26 protein-coding genes are annotated in these 21,927 nt (G+C 44.4%); all 26 read right to left on the bottom strand.

Annotation, left to right across the window (positions count from 1 at the left end):
• Positions 1–25: 25 nt before the first annotated feature.
• A complete protein-coding gene (locus BM318_RS12520) occupies positions 26–604 on the bottom strand; it encodes a YdeI/OmpD-associated family protein (protein ID WP_092982924.1) in 579 nt (192 codons plus the stop codon).
• Entirely contained in the window at positions 601–1,137 is a 537-nt protein-coding gene (locus BM318_RS12515; protein WP_092982923.1) for a GNAT family N-acetyltransferase, read from the bottom strand. The genes BM318_RS12520 and BM318_RS12515 overlap by 4 nt, the downstream gene beginning before the upstream one ends.
• Positions 1,138–1,143: 6 nt before the next feature.
• Positions 1,144–1,797, bottom strand: coding sequence for an NAD(P)H-binding protein (locus BM318_RS12510; protein WP_092982922.1), 654 nt, complete (start codon positions 1,795–1,797; stop codon positions 1,144–1,146).
• Positions 1,798–1,819: 22 nt separating this feature from the next.
• Complete coding sequence (locus tag BM318_RS12505; RefSeq protein ID WP_092982921.1) at positions 1,820–4,024, bottom strand: S41 family peptidase; 2,205 nt, start codon at positions 4,022–4,024, stop codon at positions 1,820–1,822.
• Complete coding sequence (locus BM318_RS12500) at positions 4,025–5,359, bottom strand: amidohydrolase family protein (protein ID WP_218155002.1); 1,335 nt, start codon at positions 5,357–5,359, stop codon at positions 4,025–4,027.
• Positions 5,360–5,579: 220 nt separating this feature from the next.
• The gene (locus BM318_RS12495; protein WP_092982919.1) at positions 5,580–6,104 is read right to left on the bottom strand and encodes a hypothetical protein; all 525 of its coding nucleotides are present in this window, start codon (positions 6,102–6,104) and stop codon (positions 5,580–5,582) included.
• Positions 6,101–6,643, bottom strand: coding sequence for a hypothetical protein (locus tag BM318_RS12490; RefSeq protein ID WP_092982918.1), 543 nt, complete (start codon positions 6,641–6,643; stop codon positions 6,101–6,103). Before BM318_RS12490 ends, BM318_RS12495 begins: the two co-directional genes overlap by 4 nt.
• A 149-nt stretch (positions 6,644–6,792) precedes the next feature.
• Entirely contained in the window at positions 6,793–7,206 is a 414-nt protein-coding gene (locus tag BM318_RS12485; protein ID WP_092982917.1) for a hypothetical protein, read from the bottom strand.
• A gap of 16 nt (positions 7,207–7,222) precedes the next feature.
• Positions 7,223–8,527 (bottom strand): hypothetical protein, encoded by a 1,305-nt coding sequence (locus tag BM318_RS12480; RefSeq protein WP_218155001.1) that lies wholly within the window; start codon positions 8,525–8,527, stop codon positions 7,223–7,225.
• Positions 8,528–9,019, bottom strand: a complete 492-nt coding sequence (locus BM318_RS12475) for a hypothetical protein (RefSeq protein WP_092982916.1) — start codon at positions 9,017–9,019, stop codon at positions 8,528–8,530. It abuts the gene before it with no gap.
• Positions 9,016–9,489: a YybH family protein gene (locus BM318_RS12470; protein WP_092982915.1), complete on the bottom strand. Its 474-nt coding sequence runs from the start codon at positions 9,487–9,489 to the stop codon at positions 9,016–9,018. The genes BM318_RS12475 and BM318_RS12470 overlap by 4 nt, the downstream gene beginning before the upstream one ends.
• A 7-nt stretch (positions 9,490–9,496) precedes the next feature.
• Complete coding sequence (locus tag BM318_RS12465; protein ID WP_092982914.1) at positions 9,497–10,075, bottom strand: VanZ family protein; 579 nt, start codon at positions 10,073–10,075, stop codon at positions 9,497–9,499.
• A 30-nt stretch (positions 10,076–10,105) separates the two neighbouring features.
• On the bottom strand, positions 10,106–10,426 hold the full coding sequence (locus tag BM318_RS12460; RefSeq protein WP_092982913.1) for a DUF2834 domain-containing protein: 321 nt from the start codon (positions 10,424–10,426) through the stop codon (positions 10,106–10,108).
• A gap of 6 nt (positions 10,427–10,432) precedes the next feature.
• Entirely contained in the window at positions 10,433–12,175 is a 1,743-nt protein-coding gene (locus BM318_RS12455) for an amidohydrolase family protein (protein WP_092982912.1), read from the bottom strand.
• An 89-nt stretch (positions 12,176–12,264) separates the two neighbouring features.
• A complete protein-coding gene (locus tag BM318_RS12450) occupies positions 12,265–12,726 on the bottom strand; it encodes a hypothetical protein (protein ID WP_245759831.1) in 462 nt (153 codons plus the stop codon).
• Positions 12,727–12,728: 2 nt separating this feature from the next.
• On the bottom strand, positions 12,729–13,295 hold the full coding sequence (locus BM318_RS12445; protein ID WP_092982911.1) for a hypothetical protein: 567 nt from the start codon (positions 13,293–13,295) through the stop codon (positions 12,729–12,731).
• A gap of 73 nt (positions 13,296–13,368) precedes the next feature.
• Positions 13,369–14,061 carry a cyclase family protein gene (locus BM318_RS12440; RefSeq protein ID WP_092982910.1) on the bottom strand — a complete coding sequence of 231 codons (693 nt, stop codon included), beginning with the start codon at positions 14,059–14,061 and terminating at the stop codon, positions 13,369–13,371.
• Between the two features lie 7 nt (positions 14,062–14,068).
• On the bottom strand, positions 14,069–14,461 hold the full coding sequence (locus BM318_RS12435; protein WP_092982909.1) for a DUF4174 domain-containing protein: 393 nt from the start codon (positions 14,459–14,461) through the stop codon (positions 14,069–14,071).
• An 89-nt stretch (positions 14,462–14,550) separates the two neighbouring features.
• On the bottom strand, positions 14,551–16,152 hold the full coding sequence (locus BM318_RS12430) for a hypothetical protein (protein WP_092982908.1): 1,602 nt from the start codon (positions 16,150–16,152) through the stop codon (positions 14,551–14,553).
• A 19-nt stretch (positions 16,153–16,171) separates the two neighbouring features.
• Complete coding sequence (locus BM318_RS12425) at positions 16,172–16,528, bottom strand: hypothetical protein (RefSeq protein WP_092982907.1); 357 nt, start codon at positions 16,526–16,528, stop codon at positions 16,172–16,174.
• A gap of 201 nt (positions 16,529–16,729) precedes the next feature.
• Positions 16,730–17,188, bottom strand: coding sequence for a hypothetical protein (locus tag BM318_RS12420; protein WP_092982906.1), 459 nt, complete (start codon positions 17,186–17,188; stop codon positions 16,730–16,732).
• 29 nt (positions 17,189–17,217) lie between these two features.
• A complete protein-coding gene (locus BM318_RS12415; RefSeq protein WP_092982905.1) occupies positions 17,218–17,673 on the bottom strand; it encodes a DoxX family protein in 456 nt (151 codons plus the stop codon).
• A gap of 57 nt (positions 17,674–17,730) precedes the next feature.
• Positions 17,731–18,303 carry a Crp/Fnr family transcriptional regulator gene (locus BM318_RS12410; RefSeq protein ID WP_092982904.1) on the bottom strand — a complete coding sequence of 191 codons (573 nt, stop codon included), beginning with the start codon at positions 18,301–18,303 and terminating at the stop codon, positions 17,731–17,733.
• Between the two features lie 15 nt (positions 18,304–18,318).
• Entirely contained in the window at positions 18,319–19,233 is a 915-nt protein-coding gene (locus tag BM318_RS12405; RefSeq protein ID WP_092982903.1) for a polysaccharide deacetylase family protein, read from the bottom strand.
• A gap of 165 nt (positions 19,234–19,398) precedes the next feature.
• The gene (locus BM318_RS12400) at positions 19,399–20,118 is read right to left on the bottom strand and encodes a DUF6090 family protein (protein WP_092982902.1); all 720 of its coding nucleotides are present in this window, start codon (positions 20,116–20,118) and stop codon (positions 19,399–19,401) included.
• A gap of 17 nt (positions 20,119–20,135) precedes the next feature.
• Positions 20,136–21,845 (bottom strand): gamma-glutamyltransferase, encoded by a 1,710-nt coding sequence (ggt, locus tag BM318_RS12395; protein ID WP_092982901.1) that lies wholly within the window; start codon positions 21,843–21,845, stop codon positions 20,136–20,138.
• Positions 21,846–21,927 lie beyond the last annotated feature (82 nt).

The raw sequence follows: 21,927 nt of genomic DNA, 5'->3' as shown, positions 1-21,927 counted from the left end.
CTTTTTCTAAAGTTATTACTTCTTGTCAACTACCCGGCAGTTTTTTTCCCTGGCTGGAAAGCAATACCAATTTTTTAATTCGGTTTTGGCGCGTGGTATCTGTTTTGGATAGCTTGAGCCAGCGAAGGGCAAATCGCAAACTTGAATCGTTTAAGGCACTAAAAAATGATAAAGCCCCTTCCTCTTTGCTTAGTGCATCTTTCAGGTCTTCAGGAATGATGAGGTTGTCTACATCATCCATAAAGTTCCATAGTCCGGCGGCCTTAGATTTTTGAATGGAGGCCAATCCGCTCTCGTGCATTTTACCAGCTTCTATTAATCGTGCAGCTCTTTCTTTGTACGTTTTGGCCCAGTGTTCCACCTTTCTGGGCGAAATGAGTTGCATGGTACGCGTATCGTCCAGCTTTCTCCGGATTCCATCGATCCAACCAAAGCATAGGAGCTCGTCGAGAACATCCCATCGGGAAACATACTTTTCGGGGGTATTCTTTTTGTAAGTAACTAACCAAACACTTTGTTCTTGAGTATAGTTTCTTGATAGCCAATCCCTTATCTCATGTATTGAAGTGATTTCGACTTGCTCAAAGCTTTCGGTTTTGATCATGAATCTTCTCTGATTATTGCAAAAATGTGGGCATCGGACCAGCCGGATTTTAAGGGAAGAACACTGCGTTTGGTCCCTTCCTGTTGCATTCCGGCTTTTAATAAGACCTGAGCACTTCCAACATTATCAACTGCGCAACCCGCTTCAATCCGATGCAGGTCTAACGTTTCAAACCCGAATGCGATCAGGGTTTTCAGGGCTTCGGTGGCATAGCCCTGATTCCAATGATTGGGATGTAGCTTTAACCAGACCTCGGCACTACGGAATTTGGGTTTCCCCATTGCTAGAGCTATAAGGCCAATAAAGGCAGCATCACTTCGTAAATGGATCTTAAAGGTTCTGTTGTCATCGGGAGTCTCGTTCTCCTTCACCCATGCGGTTACGATCTGTTCCGTTTGCTCCAGGCTTTCTGGAATCCCAAGGGTATTGTACTTATCTGTCTCCGGAAGGAGGTGCAATTGATGTACATCTTCCAGATCTGAAAATTCTAGAGGGGAGATGCTTAATCTTGGGCTTTTTAATTGGATGGACATAACAAACTAAGTCTTTGAAATTACTACCTTTTTTCCAATTAGTTCATTGCGTTTCAGGCTTTTGAGGAGGAAGTTAGCAACGGTTTTGCGAGATATCAGCAGTTTGGGTTTATCATTACCACCAAATAGCTCCAATACCTCTTGATCCTTTCGGGTATTGGTTAGCCCCACAGGACGTACGATAGTCCAGTCCAGGTTTGTGACGGACAGAATTTGCTCCTGACGTTCATGATCCCGATAGGCCACTCCGATATTGCTTTTTTCAATAAGCCACTTGAACCATAGGGGTATATCCTCGCGGGTTTCTGCCACACCCCACGCCGAGCATATCGCAATTCGGCGAACGTTCATCTTCCTGGCCGTTGAAATTAGGGAGGACATTGTCTCGGAAAGGAAAGTCTTTGGAGTTCTAAGGGGTGCCCATGGAAAATCGGAAGTACGCGAGATGTTCAAGACACTAATTATCGCATCGCACCCTTGGATTGCTCGTTCAATATCCGCGGCTTTGGTCGGATTACCTTCAAAAATTTCCAACCCAATACGCTTTTGGATCCTAGTGGAATTTCGCGCCAGGCAGTTTACCTCAAATCCGGAAGAAAGCGCTTGTTGCAATACCAAGCGACCTGTTCGTCCTGTTGCTCCGAGTAGTAGGATTTTCATTCCGGGTAGCTGGTTTATGGATCTAATTGTTCAAGATCAGTTCAATGGCCTTATCCAATAATTCATCCCGCCCGTTTCGAATTCCTTCGATACTTGGATGTACAGTGATATCGGGTACGATGCCAACGCGCTGTGTTTCCCTTCCATCGGGATAGTATACGCCTATGCCTGAGATAAGTGTTCGAAGCCCACCCGGAAGGACTATGGAAGAAACATTTCCGTCTGCTCCCGCCGTGGTACTACCAATAATTGTGGTGTTGTCTCCAGCGCGAAATGCCATTGTGGTATACTCCGCCTGACTTTGTGTGAGCTCGTTGACCAGGACAACGAGCTTCCCCGGGTAGGAGCTTCCTTCACTGGGTATGTAAAGATCATCGGTGAAAGTAAACTGTCCCGGATTATCGATACTACCCTGAGTGAACTTTACAAAAGGAGTAGGGGTGGAAGTAAAGAAGGAGCCCAGGGTAAACGGAACGAATGTTGCCGGGTAGTTGCGGATATCGATAATGATTCCGCGAGTGTCTTTGAATTCATTTTTGATTTTTGGGATATCGTCTTGTTGAATGGTTTGAAGCGTTATGTATCCAATATTATCCGCTAATAACTTATACGATTTTTGGCCGCTTTCCGGATACCAGTTGAACAAGTTCAGACTATCGGCGGGAAATAGATCAATAGTCTTATTCTCACTAACTCCTCTCATGGTGGAGACCTCGATAACTGTGGAGTCAGCATTGGAACGCAGCAGTTCCGGTGCCATGTTCCTCATACGCGTCGAAGGGTTGGAGGCAGGATAGAATTTTTGTTTCTCCTGAATAAGCTGAGCTACAGGAACCCCATTGATCTTAGTGATAACATCCCCCGGCTGGATTCCTGTGTTATCTTGCTTTTCAGTATTGTAGTATTCGGTTACCACTAGTTGATTTTCAATGAAGCGAAGGTGGAATGGAGGATAATTTTCACCCTTCCATGCATCGATTTTATCCCCGCCTCCCCAGAGATTTGCGTGTGTATCCTGAATATCGCCGATGATTTGTAAAACTGCTTGTTCGTATGCAAGCTCATTGGCTGCAGCTGCGAATCTGGGAATATATTCTTCAAGCTTTCCATCCCAGTCTTCATCCATCAAATGCTTGTAGGGAAAAAAGTAATGGATCATATTCCAATAGCGATACAGGGAAAGCAGTCTGAAACCGTCGTCCGGATACGACATAGCCCGATAAGGATTTTCATTCTCAAAAACTGGGTTTCCCACATTGGGAGCCATGGATATATAATGATGCCCTCCCGTTACCCGATTTTTATAGATATGTAGGAGTTGGTCACGAAGTTCCTTATGTTGTTCTGTTATCCATTGTTTATCCATTGCTGCAAAAGCATTTTTATCCACTTTTGCGCATGGGTTACATCGGGGCACTTCACCCAGGGACTTAATCCATTGTACTAATAATTGGTTTGATTCCTCGTTGCTTTCTGTTGCCAGGTAGCCAGGTAAAAACCGGAACAACTCATAATCCCAATTATAATTTCCTGAAGCTATAGCCGGATGATGGTATTTCAGGAAACCCCAAACCCGACCCAGTAATTCCAACCGATTTACGTCCTCTTTTGTTAATTCAGGCAAGTCAATCTGAGAACCACTATCAAACTCTTTATCCGTCAAAGCCCGGGGTAAATTGCGTTCTATTTCCGCCAGACCTTGTATATCCCTGCCATCAATAGTTACGGTAAAATTGTCGAACCAGGCTTCTCCTTTACCCGTTAATATTCCGGCAGCTATGATCGTTTCACCATTTTTCGGGTAACTCAGGGAAATTGAATACTTCTGCCAGTCCCGGGTACCGGTAACATTTTGATTCCGCATATTATCGAAAACCAAAGACTGCCCATTACCATCGACACGTAACAATAGGCCTGCGTAGCCCTCTTCTACATTCTTGATTTTCATGTATCCTTCCAGCCTTATGGTACGTCCCTCGTACCTGGCGGGTATTTTGCAGGCGATTGAACCAAACGAGTTACCTGATTTGTTGGAGCTAATTTTCGCCGATCGCTCTCCTGAGAATGCGTCTTCCGAGATACTCAGATCGTAGTCTCCCCATTGTATCCAGCCATCCGACAATGAATCGGCATGGGCCTGATTCTCAAAATCTAGATTAAATTTCTGTGCTTGTAAGACAAAGCAGCAGAAGACTGTAAAACAAGTGAGAATCTTTGTTGATTTCAATTATTCTAAATATTGGGTGATACTTACTTTTCTGCTTTCCCGGTTGGCATTACGAACTCGTGCCAGAAGTTCATCTAACTGAGATTTACAGAGGTATTTCCCTTTAATCAACACACCATGAATACTTCGTGTGTTTCGAATATCATTCAAGGGGTTTGCATCCAATAGTACCAGATTTGCTTGCTGTCCTTGCGCAATGCCTCCGGATCCTGCATTTAACCATTGAGAACCCTGTACGGTGGCCGCCTTGAGTACGTCCAATTCGTCGATTCCGATCCTACATAATTGTTCCATTTCATCGTGCATCGAAAACCCGGCAATAATTCCCGGATTACCAGCATCTGTACCCACAGTTACCCTGACCTTGTTGCGAAACAAGGCCCGGGTCATTATGTTGACAGCTTCGGTATAGGTATCCCAATAAAGCTCCGCCCTTTTAATACCCTCAGGATCCGTATTCCAGGGATCTTCATAGCGATTCCCGCCAGGTAACCACCCGGGATTAAAAATGGAGCCTTCCAATATTCCCGGGTTGAGGTATTCCAATTCAATAGACTTGAGATACGAATTCAGATCGAGATCCTGGGCTTTGGCGCGCGGATAAACATCGATAGTGGTAGACACAGTAATGTCTTTATCCTTTAGCAGCACAGCGATTTCATCGGCCTTTGCCCGTACGAAGTCGAGATAAGCTTCTGTATTTTCATAATAGATCTTTGAACGGCCACCAAATTCCCGTTCTATGGCTTTTGTAATCTCTTCGACATGTGCAATTTGTGATTGGTTGGACTCAAAGAGTTCTGATAAGGAGATTGCAGGCGTTACATGGCCGAGCATAGGGATGTTCTGCCGTTCGGCTTCCTCTGAGAGCGCCAGGTAGTTTTCCCTGTCCAGACTATAGGCTTTTAAACCATCATAACCCAATGCTTTGAATTCGCGGACGGCGCGTTGGGTAGTCTCAGGATCATTATAAACTGGAATTGGTCCAAGCCGGCCATAAATTTTACTGCGGATGTCGCGGGCGGTATTCATCGGCCCAGCGGCTACAAAGATGTCCGGACTAAGCCCTCCATTTTTGGCCTCTTCACGCCATTTCAAGTACAAGCCATCCCAGGAATTCATAATGGCGACATGGGTAATACCATTGGCCAGATACAGCAACAGGTCGTTCTTGCTTTGATACGGATGGATATGTGTGTCGATAAGCCCGGGAATTACATATTTGCCTTCGCCATTAACCACCTCATAAGTTGGATTCAGGTCCGTGGTCGCTCCAACGAATTCGATTCGATCGCCAGTAATAAGGAGGGTCTGATTGGGTAGAATCGAATCCATTTCGAAGGATATAATATTAACCCCTATTATGGCTAATGCACCTTGAAGAGGACTAATAGCATCAGTGTTGACTACAGGTGTTTTTTGGCCCGAGAGTTTTTCTATTTCATTTTGAATGTAGAAGTAGCCAATCACAAGTAGGGCCAGTATTAGAATAAGGGTAAACCCCAGGACCTTTTTTAGTATTGAAATGAATCGTTTCATCAATTTATTTGGTTAGCTAAGAATCAAGAGTATTTAGCAATTTTATCGCTCTGCCCGAAACCGACTTACGTGGATCGGCGCTATGTCTTTGCAACTGCGGAATTATCCAATTTTTTAAGTTTTCATCTTTTTTGGCCCACTGGGACAAAGTTACCATGGTTTGATTCAGAACAATCCAGTCGTTGTGATTGGCGAGATTGTGTTTCATTAGCCGGGTTGCCTTTTTGATTTGACCGGCAGACATATCGCTAACCAGGACTTCAAAGAGTTGGGACAAGGTCCATTGGGTAGAAGCCTGATCAATTTGCGAAATCTCGTCCAAAAACCTGTCCAGATAGGGAAGAAGCAAGGACTTATTTGCTTTGCAGATCCGCTTCATACCATTTGAAGTGCGAAGGCGAACTACTTCATCATCGCTGAAATAACAGTTGAAAAACTCGTCGAACAGCTCATTGTTGGCCAGTATCTCTTCAACCACTGCAACTGTATCGCCCAGCGAATTAGGGTGGCCGCCTTGAAGCCGTTCTGCGAATCCTCTCATTCGGTTAAAAATTTTAAATCCAGATAATGGTTGTTCGGGTCATTCGGATCAACATATAAGATAGTTTCTCCTTTTATTGCCAAATGCATTCTGAGCCGCTCCGGATCCATTCCCACATCAATTCGGTAGTTAATCACCTCATTTGCATAAGGTATTTCCAGGAGGATAACATTGTGATCGACGTCTACGGTTTCATTTCTGCGGGCATAGCCGCTTCCCACTTCCACTTCCTGCAAATAACTATTGGTATGAATCTTTACTTCATCCAGGTTTACGGGGACTTTTTTACCGGTTCGGATTAATTGCTCTTTCCGCCTCGTTTCTTTTCTCTCGGCATTTTTAATGAATCGATTGTTTCGTACAATCACAATCACCATGGGAAGCACCAATAAAACGCCCAGTCCCAGGAAATATGGTTTGATATTGTCGGGAACATCCTTCCTTCCGTCCCCCAGAAGAACAAAGTTCAATAAGACGAACCCCAGAATGGTTAGTCCGATAACCGCCCAGATCCAGAGATTTGTGAGGAATTTTTTCAATTGGGATTGCGAGTAAAAATTTATTGTGAATTCAGGCGACTCTTAAGTATACGATAAATTGGGCAACTCACTACCAAAACTATGAGGCAAACCCTTGGGAGCTGGATAAAATGAATCCGTAAATTTCGTCATCTCATTTTTTGAACAGATTAGTCAAAAGGAATTAAATCAGGCTCCAGATAATTAGTTTTTGCCAGAGGTAGGTTGTAGATATCAAAACTATAATGGCAACGCATTAATCTCTTGAATTCAAAATTCAATTGTGGGAACTCCTCGATAAATTCAGGGAACGCTTTACTATTGGACTTGGCCATAAAATGATATACAGCCTTTAAAGCGGCCACGGTTAGCGTTTCATTGTATTTACTTGCTGCTCCTAAGATGCTCACGTAATTTTTGAGAAGTAAGGGGAATAATTGCAGCGATTCAGCAATGCCATATTTGTTTATCATCAGCCAGGCTATTCTCAAATGGGCTTCATGTGAAAATAGCGCGGGATTCAGGCTACCACTTCGGAATTGATGCTCAAAGGTTTCGTCAGAAAGGTCAGAATGATTTTTCATGGTACATTATAATCGATTAGTTGTTCCGCATTCCTTCTAAAACGGTCGTACTCACCCAATAAATGTCCATATTGCTGGTATAGAAGAGAAACTTTCCATCTGGCGTCACATAGGGGCAGAATTCATAGGCGTCGGAGTTGATGTCATCTCCCATGTTTATAGCCTCGGACCACGTTCCATTGGCATCCTTAAAACTAATGTAAAGATCCCCGCCACCCAATCCTTCCTCCCGGGTCGAACAAAAAATAATATAGGATTCATCCGGTGCTATATAGACATCGGCTTCATAAGCTGCGGTATTGATCGATTCAGGCAGGCGAACCGGGGGTTGAAATTCCCCTTGCTTAAACTCAGAATAGTAGATATCATGGTCGGTACGGGTGGAATCTGTATCTGAAGAATCGCTCCGGGGGTGGCCATTGGAGGAAAAATACATGGTCCCTGCTGAGGCGAAGGAGATATAATATTCATCTTCCGGGGTATTGATATTACTGCCGGCATTGATAGGCTCCGACCATCCCTCGTCGGTTCTCTCGCAATACCAGATATCGATATCTTTAGGCTCACCGGCGCCATCTAAGGCCTGATTCGAAATAAAATACAGGCGTTCTTCGTCATTGGAGAGGAAAGGATCGTTGTAACCATATTTTTCATGAGCAACGATTACTTCGGGCTTACTCCAGCGATTCCCTTCCATCTTCGAGCGGCGTATCTCATTGCGGGAACCAATATCCACTCCGAAATAGAATTCATTGCCGGCCCGATTAAAGACAGAGCCAAATTCCTGTTCTTCGGTAGAAATGAAATTGGGAGCAAAAAGCTCGGGCGTTGACCCGGGGGTAACCTGCCCCAGATACCTTCCTTTAAGCTCATAGTTACGCACCAGACCGGGGTCTGCACCCTTCAGGAGCAAAGCATTCGCGATTTCTTCTTTTCCCAGGCGCTGGGCAATTTCCAGGGCGGTGCTTCCTCGTGTATTCTTTTGATTGATATTAATCCCAGCCTGTATCAGTTTCTCAATGGCTGGCTCATTATCGTAAAAGACAATAAGTTCCAGTAAGGCCCCGCCATGCCTGGCCTGCCATTCGGTGTCCTTTTGCCGGTCTAGTAAGTTATTCAATACTTCCGATTGCTTACATGCCACAGCCCAGTGCAATAAGGTTCTCCCGCGCCTGTCCAGGGTGTCGATAGAGGTAGTAGTTAGCATACTGTCCAAGCGAACTTGATCGCCGCTACAAACCGTGCGGAAGATGTTTTGTCCCCTAATACCTTGTAAGAACATAAGCAGGAACACTATCGGTAAAAGGCTTCCCTGCTTCATTTACTGAGTATTGGTAAATGTATCTTCAAAGGTTTTGACCCAGGTACCGTCGATACGGCGTTCTCCGTATTCCCGGAAGCCTCCTTCGGGGGTGCTTCTAAAAAAGAAGCGGGTGTTTTCGTTGGGCATCACTACCAGTTGCCCGTCGATCAATTCGGCCGGGTAAACTGCTGCGCCACTTTTCGCAAACCGGTGATAATGGTATTTCTGATCTTCTTCACTAAAAAGGACTATTGTATGAAGTTGCAGGAATTCTGTATTGAGCTCAATAACCAGGATGTTCTTTTCCAGATCGTAAGAGATCTTTTCGTATGCTGCACCTTCCCGGGTTACTTTTCCATTTTCATATATCCGGGTAGTCCCTATCCATTCACCCACCAGGAAATCGAGTTTTTCCATCATTTCCGCCTTCTTGTTCTGCCCATATGTTGAGCTGCTAAGGATGAGCAGGAGGAGGAGATATAGATACTTTGTAGTCATAAACTTTTTCATTCCCTTATCGCATTCCAGATATCTAAATATATTTTCCATTCCCCTTTTACCTTCCTCCAAATGATTACATATTTCCCTTTCCAACTGGATTCCGATCCGTCTGCGCGTAGGGTGGTTCCTTCGTAATATCCGTAATCATAGGCTTCATCCCCCAAAACATTTATTTCCTCAGGAGTGATTTTATGATACTTGGTGCTTAGACCTTCAGGGAGGGTCCAGTAACCGATAATGGCTTCCCGACCTGTGATAATGTCCCTGTTGTTGGGAAAAATTTTTGCATCAGCGGTGTATGCCATCCCAATGGCTTGGGTATCCCCATTCATGACCGAGGTCGAAAAATTCCTGATATTCGATAGAATTGCGTCAATATCTTCTGAACTACCCTGATAGGTCTGGGCTGCTAAGAAGTTTAAGGATGCAATGAAGAAGAGAAATAATGAGGTAGTTCGGAGGTATCGGGCATTTGGCATGGAAGAATTACTTTTTAGTCCTCAACTTCTCAATAAAGTGGGTTGCCTTGTGGGTGCCAAAACTGATAAAAACACCCAGAAATGCAGCGAAAAAATTAAACCCAATGTCGAAGAAGTCAAAGACACGATAAGGTAAGAAATATTGGATACACTCATCTATTGTACCTATCATTCCCGTGATGACTATAGCAAACAGAAATGGGTATGTCACCGCGTCATCTTGTTTTTTGCGCTCCATTAGCGCCTTATAGATCAGAATTGCTAGCAAACCATATTCCACCATATGCGAGCGTTCGGACACCGAGAGTCCCATGCGCAGCACGGCCATGGCAAATACGGCCAACGCACCGGCATAGATCCAATACTCGTATCGTCGGTTCAGATTTTTAAATCCACTAAGAATAAAGGCGAATACAAGCAGCAGGAAAAGGTAGAACGTGCTTTGTTCAATAATGCGCTTGTTCACCATAAAGTCAATAACCCGACCCCCGAGAAATAAGGTGGCGAAAATCGCCAACATCGTCAAGAAGGCCCACATCCATAAACGCCGTTCCTTTTGAGAAGTAAATGGGAATGGCTTTTTCATAGTGGGAGTCTAATGGTCCTGGCGCGTTTTTCAATTTTCCTTTTCCCGCAAATAGAGATACAAAGGAAAGCCACCTGCAAGCCCCAAGAGTAGTGTTAGTAGCCAGACAAGACCAATATTTCGTACACCATTCTTTTTGCTGTCGGCATACGTCCAGATAAAGAAAACCAGTACTGCGAACAGTAAATCGATCATAAAGATGGTAGAAATCCGGTTGCTGAACATGGCCTCCAGGGTTGCTGCGGGTTGGGTATAGAGCAAAATATTTCCGGTTTCAACTGATTCTATGGCCACAAGTATGCTCGGGGCAATGAACCCTATAACAGCGAGAACGAGATATATTTTTTTCATAACAGACTACTGAACAAAGTATACCTTTTTAATTTTTCCATCTTCAATGTGGTAGATCGCGATGGCTTCGACAAAGGAAGAACCGAAACGCACCCGTTCCTGGTCGATAACGACATTTCCCTGAACGATTCTTCCCTTAAGTTCGCAATGTAGATTAGGTGTATTTGCAAACATCCCAGAATATTGCTGACGCATTATTTCTTTTCCGGTGTAAAGCAGCGTATTCGGGAAGGAATATACCTCTACGTCTTCCGCGTAAGGCTCCAGGAAGCCATCAATATCCCGGAGGTTATAGGCATTTAATTGCCTTTGGGCCAGATCCTCCGGGCTGTCTTTCAGGAGCTCCTTCGGGTTAATCACCTCTCCCTTGTTAATGATGGTGTTTATTTGGGTCAGATTCTTTAAATCTGCTATGGGGTTGGCGTTCAGAAGGACCAAATTAGCCGTTTTGCCCACAGCAACAGATCCCATTTTGTCTTCCAAATCCAAGATTTTAGCGCCGTTCAGGGTCGAAGCCTCCAGGATTTTCCAGTTGCTCATCCCGCTTTGTTGCATTGCCTGCAATTCGGATAAATAGGAGGAAGCGTGCAGGGTGCCAATATTTCCAGCATCGGTACCGGTTGCGATGGTCACCCCGGCATCGGAGAGTAATTTGAGGTTTATTTTACTGATGGAATCCGTTCGTTTCCCACGAGCGAGTGTTGTGGGGGCATTTGCATATTGGCGGTAGCCTTCCACAACTGTGGTATCCGATAAGTGCCTTAGATCCAAGAGAGAACCTAGCTGATAGGGATCGGCATTTTGCAGTTCATGAGCGCTGAATTCGAGGCGTTGCCCAAAGGTGTTGGTATAGCCAGCAGAAACAATCAGGGTAGGGCAGAGGACTACTTCGTTTTGCTTCATCAGTTGAATGAAATCCTCCTGCAGTACTTCGTCATCGACACTGTGGACCAGGAAATCCGCACCATTTTCTACAGCCAGCTGGGCTGTCACGCGCTGGGTGGCATGAACGGCTACCTTAAGGTTATTGCGGTGGGCTTCTTCTATAATGCCTTTGACAATAGGCAAGTTCTTTTGAGCGCTTTCAGCAACACTGAGACCATCGGCCCCGGCGATATACCAGATTTTGATAAAGTCAGGATTGTGTTCCAATTGCTCCTGAACGCCTGCAATACCTTCTTCAACTGTTGTGGTCAGCGTAAAGGGTGTATCATTTGGACCGTATTCTTCATAGATTGAAGGTTTATAGGTGGTCAGGAGCGGGCCCGTAACATAGATGTTCGGGGCATGGGACTTATCGGTAAACTCCTTGCGTTGCTCTAAAAAACTGTAGGTGGAACCAACATCGATCACTGTGGTGATTCCGTTTTTAAGGTAGCGCCTCAGCTTCCCTTCCATATCGCTCTTGGTCAGGGCAACTTCATCGGTTATCGATTGGTAGGCACGCAGGTCTATCACATCGGGCCGAGCGTACAGCCCGCCATTTTGAAAGAAGTGGATGTGGGCATCTACCATGCCCGGAATGAGGTATCCCTCCGAGCCATCGACTATCTGTGCATTCTCCGGAACCCGGATCCTGTTACTTTTTTTAATGTCGGTGATCTCGTTACCGGTTACCACAACCGTTTGATTGGGAATCAGGCGTTTTTTCTCTACATCGACCACAGTAACATTGGTGATATAGGTTTGAGCCAATAAGGCAGCGCACGGGCAAAGCAGGAGTAGTGCAAGCAGGAACTTGTTTTTCATTTTGTCAGGTTGAAACGTGTTCCTGGTAAGTTAGTAAAAAGCTTAATTCAATCAGGGGGAATCCTGCTGTCTGATTTCAGTGGGAAAGTTTATGAGAGGAGGAATATGAGATCTGCTAGCACTAAAATTTGAAGTATGAAGACCAGGGTCCCAATGCGCTTCTTGAATCGGAAGCTGATAAATAGTACCAGTAGAAATATCAGCGGCAATATTAGTCCTGAGGCCAGACGTAAGGAGTGATAGGATTTCTGCGTACTACCGGGCAATCGACACCAATTTGTCTGACTAAATATTGGGGATATTGTATAGCCGACAAGTTGTCCTTTGATTGCTGATTTTACAAGGTCTTCATCAATGAGGAATTCATGATCTGCTGTTATCACCTTATACGAGTAATGGTAATTCCCTCCGGCATTATAATAACGCTGAAGCGTCTTACGGACTTCCTGAATTTCCTTTTCATAGGAGGTGCCGGGAGCAACAAAATCGACCAGAATAGTCAAGGCGGTGATACCAAAAATACCGATATACAAGAGCTGCTTACTATTCAAGTTCACTTGTATTGGACTTCTTCTTCCCGAACTTTAGTAAGATAGGTTTCTACTTCGGTAAACGTATATTTTGTAGTACTGAGCATCTCCTTACTGAATAAAAAGAATATTTCTTTCTTTTCGGGATCCGTCGACTTAAGATTCTCAAAGATGTAATCGACTAACTTTTCCGATTTCAATTCAATTAAATCCTTGGATTCTTCAATTTCCGTTAGCGTCGCAATTTGTTCAAAATCAATTAATTCAATTTTTGTGTTTGCGATTGCCTTCCAGGAGCTTGTAATGATTGTAGGTCTTTGAATGCCACCAGAACGCGTGATGATTTCGAAAATAGAGATCGATTCGTCATTCATATAATAGCCAATACTATCAATCAGTGTTTGCTGCTTAGGAATACTGGCTGCAATGTCCTCCAGACTTTCTTCTAATTCAAGATTAATGGACTTATTAATCTGTCTGAGGTATTGCTGATCCTTTTGTTCCTCCCTCCAATTGCTCACCGAAAGGGCAATCAGAATACCGATAATCACTGAGATAATTTCCCGGATTAGATATTTTAAATGCTTCATACTTTTTTGTAAGCGGTAACCCAAGGATTCAAGTTAAGGCCTTTACCCTGGTTTTTTCAACACTATTCGGAATTTATTCAAAAACCGCCACGGCCCGCACTGGCGAGCCCGTTCCGCCTCTAATTTTCAAAGGCAAGCCAATAAATCTGAAGCGCCCCCGGCCAATGAGTAAATGCAGATTGACCATGTTTTCGTAATGGGTGAAATTCAATTCCCCGCAGATATGGTGTACCTCTTTGTTGGAGATTCCAGGAACACCTGGAGACATGGTTTCCACCCCAAAAGCGGCAATTTTCTTTTCTCCCAGCCAGCGGGTTGCTGCAGCGGTTAATCCCGGACCGTTCCCCCAGTCTTTTCCTCCAAAATGCTTGCGATAGTGATCGGTATAAAGGAGAACCGTATCACCTGCCTGAATATCCAGTCCTGCATGCTGGCAGGCCGCTTCCAACCCTTCGGGCTTGATTAATTGGCATAAATCCTTATGTGAAAAATCCAGGCAGATCCCTTCGGTGTAAAACATAGCCAGCGGCATGGTATCTATGGACTTCCCAACATGCTGGATTTCCATATGGTTAATGGCATCGACATGGGTACCGGTATGTTCTCCCAATTCCAATTTATGGACTGCTGGAGTCCGGGTTACTGGGTTTGTCTCCCCATTCCACTCCTCATGGGAATTATGTACGCTCATCTTTACCTGGGGAAGGTCCTTGTACACTGGCATCCCCTCAAAAATCTCCTGGCTAAGGTCTATGATTTCTGGCATGGCTCTCTCAGTTCTTTATTTCATTGCGGCGCATAGGCATGGCATCGATAATGGCAAAAAGCTTTTCCAGGGTAACTATGTTTTTTTCACGCAGTTTTATTACTCCGTCAAGACCGATTAAGTGTACTTCAAAATCCTCTTTGGGATTGCGATAGTTACCCAGAAAATCTGGAGGAATTTCTGCCTCATAATTTGATTTTCCATCCGGATAACTCGTAAAACTCAATTGATCCTTTTTGATCGCATAAAGAACTAGTTTTCGTTCTTTTAGTTCGCTGTCTGCACCTTCAAATTCTCGCAGCTGTTGGGTGAATTTTACAGCAGAATCGCCATTGGTGTGAACGATCAGGACCCTGTTTTTCCAACGGAGATCCGCTATGTTTTGCGCGTGTAAATTCATGTTGAAGCAACAGATTACTAGTACAATTGTAAATATATTTCGGATATGGGTCACGTAGCGCAAGGATATGCTTTGGTTATTGACATAAACTATTGTTCACGATTTTTTAGAAATCCAATATCCAAGTCTCCTTCGAAATTGGGAGTTGGCAGCGAACTTTTTAGTAAATCGGAGTTCCCTAAGGTGAAATCACCATTACTCGGATCTGCAAATAATGGTGCTTTACGAGTAATACCACTGCCCTGGGGAGGGGTAATTCCATTGGAGAAATTAGAGTTGGTAAAATCAGCATCCAACGGGTACTGTTGCCCGGGTCCGCGCTTCACGTTGAATTGTTTTATACCGTCGACCACCAGGTTACTCAAGCGGATATTCTTGTTAGGTTTTGAGGTTTCCCAGAGGTAATAGTAGTTATAGACCGTAACGTGATCTATGGTAATGTTTTCGGTGAGATACGTGTTACGTGGGAAATTAAAGGCTATGGCAAATGCAGAATAAGGGGTGTCATTGGTATTGTTAAACAGGCAATTCAAAAGGGCCACATCTCTTGCTGCATATTGATACTCCGAAGCAAATAAGGCTTCATCCCATCCCCAGGACATGAATCTGGCGCCATTAAAAACGGTGTTCTCAATCGTTATGAATTGGGAGGCATTGGCTATCCGGGCCCCGTGAATTTCCCGCCGCGCATCGGTATCGGTAGAGTTTATCTCACCATTTCTAAAGACAATGTACTGCGTATCGGGGAATTGGGTCTCAATCAGGGTATTGGTCACGGTAAAGCCATCGATGAGGTGATTGGTTGCACCTTTTCCTTCCAGTGGTTTTACCGCAAAGCCATGGCCGGGATACACTGCTCCTTCCGGATTGGTAATGGTAATATTCTCGAAGATTCCGTCGGCCGTGTCATGGCCGAGCAGAAAGTGATAATCAGTAATATTTCCGTCGGCCGAAGCATGATTGGTATAGACCCCTTTGCCTGTGGTGCAAATAACCTCTATGTTTTGCAGCCTGGGCTTTTTGGAATTGGTCAGGCGGACGCCCTCTGCACCAGCATTGACCACTCTTGAATTTCTGACTTGGATACCATCTCCTTGCAGACGAAGCCCGTATCCGGTATATCCACCATTGGGAAATGCAGGGGAAAATAAGTATTGAGCTACTTCAGCGACATTGTGATTCCCCGGTTGGAAGATGTAAAGATTGCTGATCTGATTGTTGCTACCTGAACTTTCAAAAGGGCGATTATAATAACGGAAGGCAAAGTTTTTAAAGTGGATGAATGCCCCACTTATCCGGATCCCCTGATCCTGATCCGGACTGCCGTCAGTCGTTGTGCCGGTAAGTGTGGGGGCTATCGCGGTATCCGGCTCCGTAGTTGTACAAATTGAGCAAGAGGAAGTGGATTGCAAATCTCCAGGCTTGTCCCGGTACCCTTCGAAGATGATAGGATTCTCCTGAGTCCCGGAAACCATGAGATTGAGTTGGGCGGCCCCATAGTTACCCGCTTTTACCCAATATGTGTGTCCTGCCCGAGCTTTTGAAAAGGCTTCGACCAGAGTCAACGGATCCTTTTCCGTTCCAACCCCACCTCCGGAAGCCGAAGAGGATACGTAATAGGTTTGGGCAACAACAGAGGTGCAAAGCAGCAAGCAAGCCATAAGCATGTTTGTTGCATTGAAAAATCTCATAAAGCCACAGCTATTCACACTACTCTTCCAAAGGTTCATAAGCTACGCTTGCTCTGGTTTTCCCTTCCGGATTGGGATCCAGATAAAGTTCGTGATCTTTTAAAAGCTTGACCCGCTTAGATTCTCCTTTTAACACGGTCGTTTCCTGAATGATTTTTCCATCCTGCTGGATTCGGAATGAAAACTTCCGCTTGCCCAAATTTTTGACTATGGCGTAACAGTCCTGACCAAAGTAGGGGTTAATGGTCGCGTCCTGACCGGGTCCTTTCCCAGTCATGATCATGCTTTGTGAAGGGTCCAGGTCAAACTCGGTTTGTGCCGATGCAATCCCATGTACCAAGATGCTTAGGAGAATTATAAGTATTCCTTTTTTCATAGTTGTTTTTTACAAGATAACCCGAATAGTTGGCAAAACCGTCCATGAGGGACTTCCACCAGGCCCACTGATCTGGCTATTTTCGAGTGGAATTACTCCTCAATTTCCAATTCAATGATATCGAGCACTTTATTTATGAAAAGTAACATTTTCTCCTGTCTTTCCGACCGATTTTAGGCTTTACTCCTAAGACCCGGAAATTTAGGAATTGTGTTTTTGACCCTTAATCAGACTCCATATAAGATTTACAGGAAAGAGTAGCTGGCCCACCAAGGTGATAAAAAGAAGAACCGCTGCTATCATTATCAAGTTCTGATCGTAGTCCATATCCCGTAGGAATTGTTGGTAGTCTTCCCCGGGGTACGTATCCCTTTTCATACGCAAAGCGATCCATGCCAATAATGGCAATAACAAAGTAATCGCCAGATGTGAATCAAACAGGAGCTTAGAGGGGTATCTTTTGGCCTTGTAAATGACCCAATATCCTGTGCCGTATAACATAAATAGTACAGCAAGCGCATAGGCAAAATATCGTTTCTCCATTACGAAGTAGGTGTCGTGGATATTTACGTCTACGGTCGCATTTCCGGCAAATGCACCTACTACAATCGCCAAGAGGGACAAGGCCCAAAAAATGTGATGAGCGTATTTATGATTCACCGCATCGGTTATGCTATAAAATTAAGGGTTTACCCAAATTTTATTGCAGACAAATACGTCCAGACAATGAAGAGTACTTGCAAAGGCACCCGAAACCAGAGATAAGCCGGACCATTACCATCAAAAGTGCCTTGCTGATAGTTAATGTGTTTAACCGCCGCAAAGATATTTGCGGGCAACAGCATTATAAAGAAAACGATCAGGAACCAGGCGGTAAATACCCTGAATTTTGGAATGAAAAGCCCTATGGCTGCCGCGATTTCGAGAACCCCGGTAAGGTAAACGATGGCTGTTTTAAAGGGTACAAATCCCGGCAACATCATGGACATTCCCTTTGTAAATAAAAAATGGCCGAGCGCAGTGAATAAAAGCATTACGGCTAGGGCAATTCTTCCGGACAGGGCAAATTCAAAATTGCCGGTGAAGATTTTGTGTGCCAAAAAAGAAATGACAAAAACGGTAATTAAAATGAGTAGCGGTTTCATATCTGTGATTTAAAAACAAAGGTCCTTCAGACCAGCGCTTTAAACAATGAACCTGGGTTAAGTAATTCGTTTTCTGATTCGGCTTAAGGCTTGTGGGGTAACGCCGATATAAGAAGCAATATATTTTAACGGAATATGCCTAAGAAGATGCGGTTGTTCAGTGAATAAATTCAGATAGCGCTCTTCGGCACGCTCATTCATAAATGAAAGTTCCCGGCGTACTTTTTTCAGATAAAGTTCTTCGCTTGCTTTACGCCCAATGGCATTTCCAACTTCGGTATCTGCATAGATTGTTTGCAGGTCTGTAAAGCTTATTCGCCACAATACCGTTGGGGTAAGTGTTTCAATTTGGTAGGTGGAAGGATTCCGGGTTATGAAAGAATCATAACCGCTCGTGAAGTTATTTTCAAAGACAAAATTAAAGGTGAGGTCGTTTTCAATTTTAGGAATGAAATAACGAATGATACCCGTTTCCACGAACGACAAGTACTGTTCAATCTTCCCAACGCTAAGGAGCGTATGTTTTTTACGAAATTCCTCCCGAATTAACTTAGAACTGAAAATCGCCCATTCCTCATCGCGAATCTTTTGCTTAATAGCTTCCTCGAAAACTTTTCGGATCACTTGCATCTTGGGATGTGCCCATTAGTCGTAATACGCCTCTTTCAACTGCCTCCAGGTAACTAGCTTAATGTCCGATTCTTCGAGCAAGGTTTTACAGGCCTCGCTCGTAAAGAAGTCATAGTCTTTTTGTCTCCAAACATTTCCCCATAAAGGATGGTCAACAGTCATTCCCTTCATTTCTTCATTGTCATAGGCAGTATGGATCAATATGAGCGATAACCCTGGTTTTAGGCCTTGCAAGACTTTGGTATAATAATCTGCAACCCCTGAATTAAAGTCATCCGGTTGCATGGTGTACATCTCATCGACTACTACCCTTACATCGTACTGGTCTTTTTGTTCCTGACTTATAAATTGATTAAGGACAAAAACAGGGATCTGGTATTGCTGCCCCATTTTTAAATAAACCTCTCGTAATTCCTCCGTTTGAACCAGGCATCCCATATGGGTATCAAAGTGGGTGGGGCTAAGGCCCATGGAATATGCTTGTTCTATCTGGGCCTTCATCTCTTTTTCAACTTCTTCAAGATTTAAATCGGTACGGCAGGCTTCATGGAAAAAGCCGTATTCATTTAGCAGGCTTGGAACCTCATTTGCAGAGGCAACAGGACCCCATTTATAGTTTTTCAACTCAGACGAGAGCGTAAGGTGCAATCCAAAATCATGGGTGTCTGGATTTGCTTTGGCATATTCGGTCACTTCCGTAACCCAAGGGGTAGGCATCATGACACTTGCAGAATTTACGGATCCCTCTGCTATAGCCCTCAGGGAAGCCATATTCTCTGAATGGGAAACCCCTAAATCGTCGGCATGGATAATCAGTAGCTTCGCATCCGGGGAATAGCCCAGTTTGGTCGCTATGTTTTCCTGCGCTATCAGGAAATTTTGTATTCCCAGGCAAAGGATTGTTAGTATGGTAGAATGTTTAAGATTCATATATTAATTATTGAGTTATTCCATGAAATTCCTCCGGGCTTAGCTAGGAACTGAAAATCGCCCATTCCTCATCGCGAATCTTCTTTTCGATTGCAGCCTCAAAGATTTGTCGGATCTGTTCCATGTACTCCTTTTATCGCCGCTATCAATGATTCAGCAAGAATTTTACTCACTGTATTTTGATTCAATCATCTGGATCAAAATATTGGAAGTTTCCAAGGCCTCTTCATAGGCCTCGGTCGTGTTGTTTAAATTTCCCAGGTTGGTCTTTAAAAACGCCAGCAAAACCTCATCTTCCAGGATTTGGTTGTTGTCCCTTGGAACAGCATATTCCCCAAATTTCCATTCGCTCAAATTCCTACGGGTATAAGGCAACCAAAAACTTTCGAATTCAAGTTTGTCGTCGCTCGTCTCTTGCTGAACCGACGGAATCGCTCTTTCGTAGTATCTGGAAATCAAATTACGAAGCTCCCGATCTTCCAGGTTCCCGAGATTTAATTCTTTGAGCAGCTCATATCCCTTTGAAGAGGAAAAATAGGGTCTGAACAAACCAACACGTCCCAAATCGTTAAAAAGGGAATCGTTGAAAATCACGTGCTGTTGTACCGCCTGGATGATGCGTTTTTGTGCACTCGCATCTTCATTTCGCATAGCAAGAATTATCTCCAACTCTTTTTTGTCTTCCAACAAGTCGTCTTTGATCTCATTCAGCACTTTCTCAATTGCTTTCTCTTCTTTCCGGTCCTCATTCCAATTATTGATTTGAAGTGCTATAAGTATTCCGATTACTACAAGAATAATTTCACCGACAGCATAAAGGAGATACTTGCTTAGCTTATTTTCGGAGAGCAGGCTTTGGCGGATACGTCGAAAGAATTTAATCATCAGTTGAGGTTTGGTGATTAATAACCAATAGCAGCACCATCCGGCCTTGAGGAATCAGGGGCGCCTATAAGAACCCCGTTCTCTGCATCAATGACAATCCCCATCAATGCACCTAAAGAAGCTCTGGGTGCGAGTTTATGGCCCATTTTTTCAAGATTCTTTCTCGTGTCCGGCGATAACAAGGGCCTTTCGTATCGAATCTCATCGGGAAACCATTGGTGATGGATTTTCATGGCCTCAATTGCCATGTCTATGGGCATATTATACTCCAGCACATTAAATACCGTCTGAAAAACCGTGTTGATGATGGTTCTGCCCCCTGGGCTTCCAATAACGAGATAAGGTTTACCATCTTTTGCTACTATTGTAGGCGTCATGCTGGATAGCATTCTTTTTTCGGGTTCAATGAGGTTGGGATTGGTGCCGATCAAACCTGTACTCGTGGTAATACCGGGTATAGGATTGAAATCCCCCATTTCATTATTGAAAATAAAGCCCAGCTTGGGAGATCCCATTCCCGAGCCATAACCGTGCTCCAGGGTGTAGGTTAGTGAAACCGCGTTACCGGCTTTATCGACAACAGAAAAATGGGTGGTGCTGGTACCATCGTAGAGTTGCCCGAATCTCGTTGTATCGCTTGGTGATGCCCTTGAGAAATCAATGTTTTCAAAACGCTGTTTGGCAAATTCCTTGGACGTAAGTTTGGCTATCGGAGTATCCAAATTAAAATCGGGATCCCCGAGATGTTCCGCCCGGTCTGCAAAAGCCCGTCGCATTACCTCCGCCACCAGGTGAACATATTCGGTACTATTGAATTCGATGGTACTGTGGTCGGCGAGTTCCATGAGGTTCATCATTTCGATCAGGGCAACTCCTCCAGAACTCGGAGGGGGCATCGAGTAAATTTCGTAACCCTTGTAGGTGCCCTTAACCGGCGTTCGTTCTATAGCCGAATAATTGCGAAGGTCTTTTTTGGTGATGATTCCTCCATTTGCTTTCATATAGCGTGCGATCTCATCCGCCACTTCCCCTTTGTAGAATCCATCGTGACCCTTATCGCGGATAATGGATAGGGTTTTGGCGAGTTCTGGCTGTTTCCAAACTTCCCCAAAGGAAGTGAGTTCCCCATCCTTGTTTTTGAAATAATCCTGCAGAAAGGGGATAGGGGAGTTCCCGTTGAAAAAGACTGCCGCGCGGGAGAGGCCCCAGGTCAATTTAAACCCGTTGTTGGCCAAGTCCACGGCTGGCTGTACCAACTGGGCCCAGGGAAGCTTCCCGTATTTTTGATGAGCGAGATATAGTCCCGCTACCGTTCCGGGCACACCAACGGATTTAAGACCGATATGGTTATTGGTAGATTCCCTGCCGTACAGATTCAGACTTTTACCAAGTTCTCCGGATTCATCCAGAAACATATCGGCGGTAGCCTTCATCGGTGCCTTTTCGCGAAAATCTATGGTAGTTGCGGATCCTGACGCATCCATAAATACCAGGAAGCCTCCTCCTCCTATGTTTCCGGCAGTTGGATGGGTGACCGCCAATGCAAAGGCTGTAGCCACGGAAGCATCAATGGCATTTCCTCCTTTTTTCAGAATATCGACGCCGACTTCAGATGCGATTTCACTTGCCGATACCACCATGCCATTCCTGGCGTAGGTTTGCGCAGTAGCGGCCTGGATACCTATTAAATAAATAAGCAGGCAGGTTATTCTTTTTAGCGATTTCATACAGTTAGTTTGGTTGGAGTTAGTGAAGCAGAATTATGAAGGTATTAATTTATCTCAAACGTTTTTTCCAAAAACGATACAC

This window comes from Robiginitalea myxolifaciens (assembly GCF_900115205.1).
Classification (GTDB): Bacteria; Bacteroidota; Bacteroidia; order Flavobacteriales; family Flavobacteriaceae; genus Robiginitalea; species Robiginitalea myxolifaciens.
The sequence above is the reverse complement of the archived record's forward strand: the minus strand, read 5'-3'. Positions and strand labels throughout refer to the sequence as shown.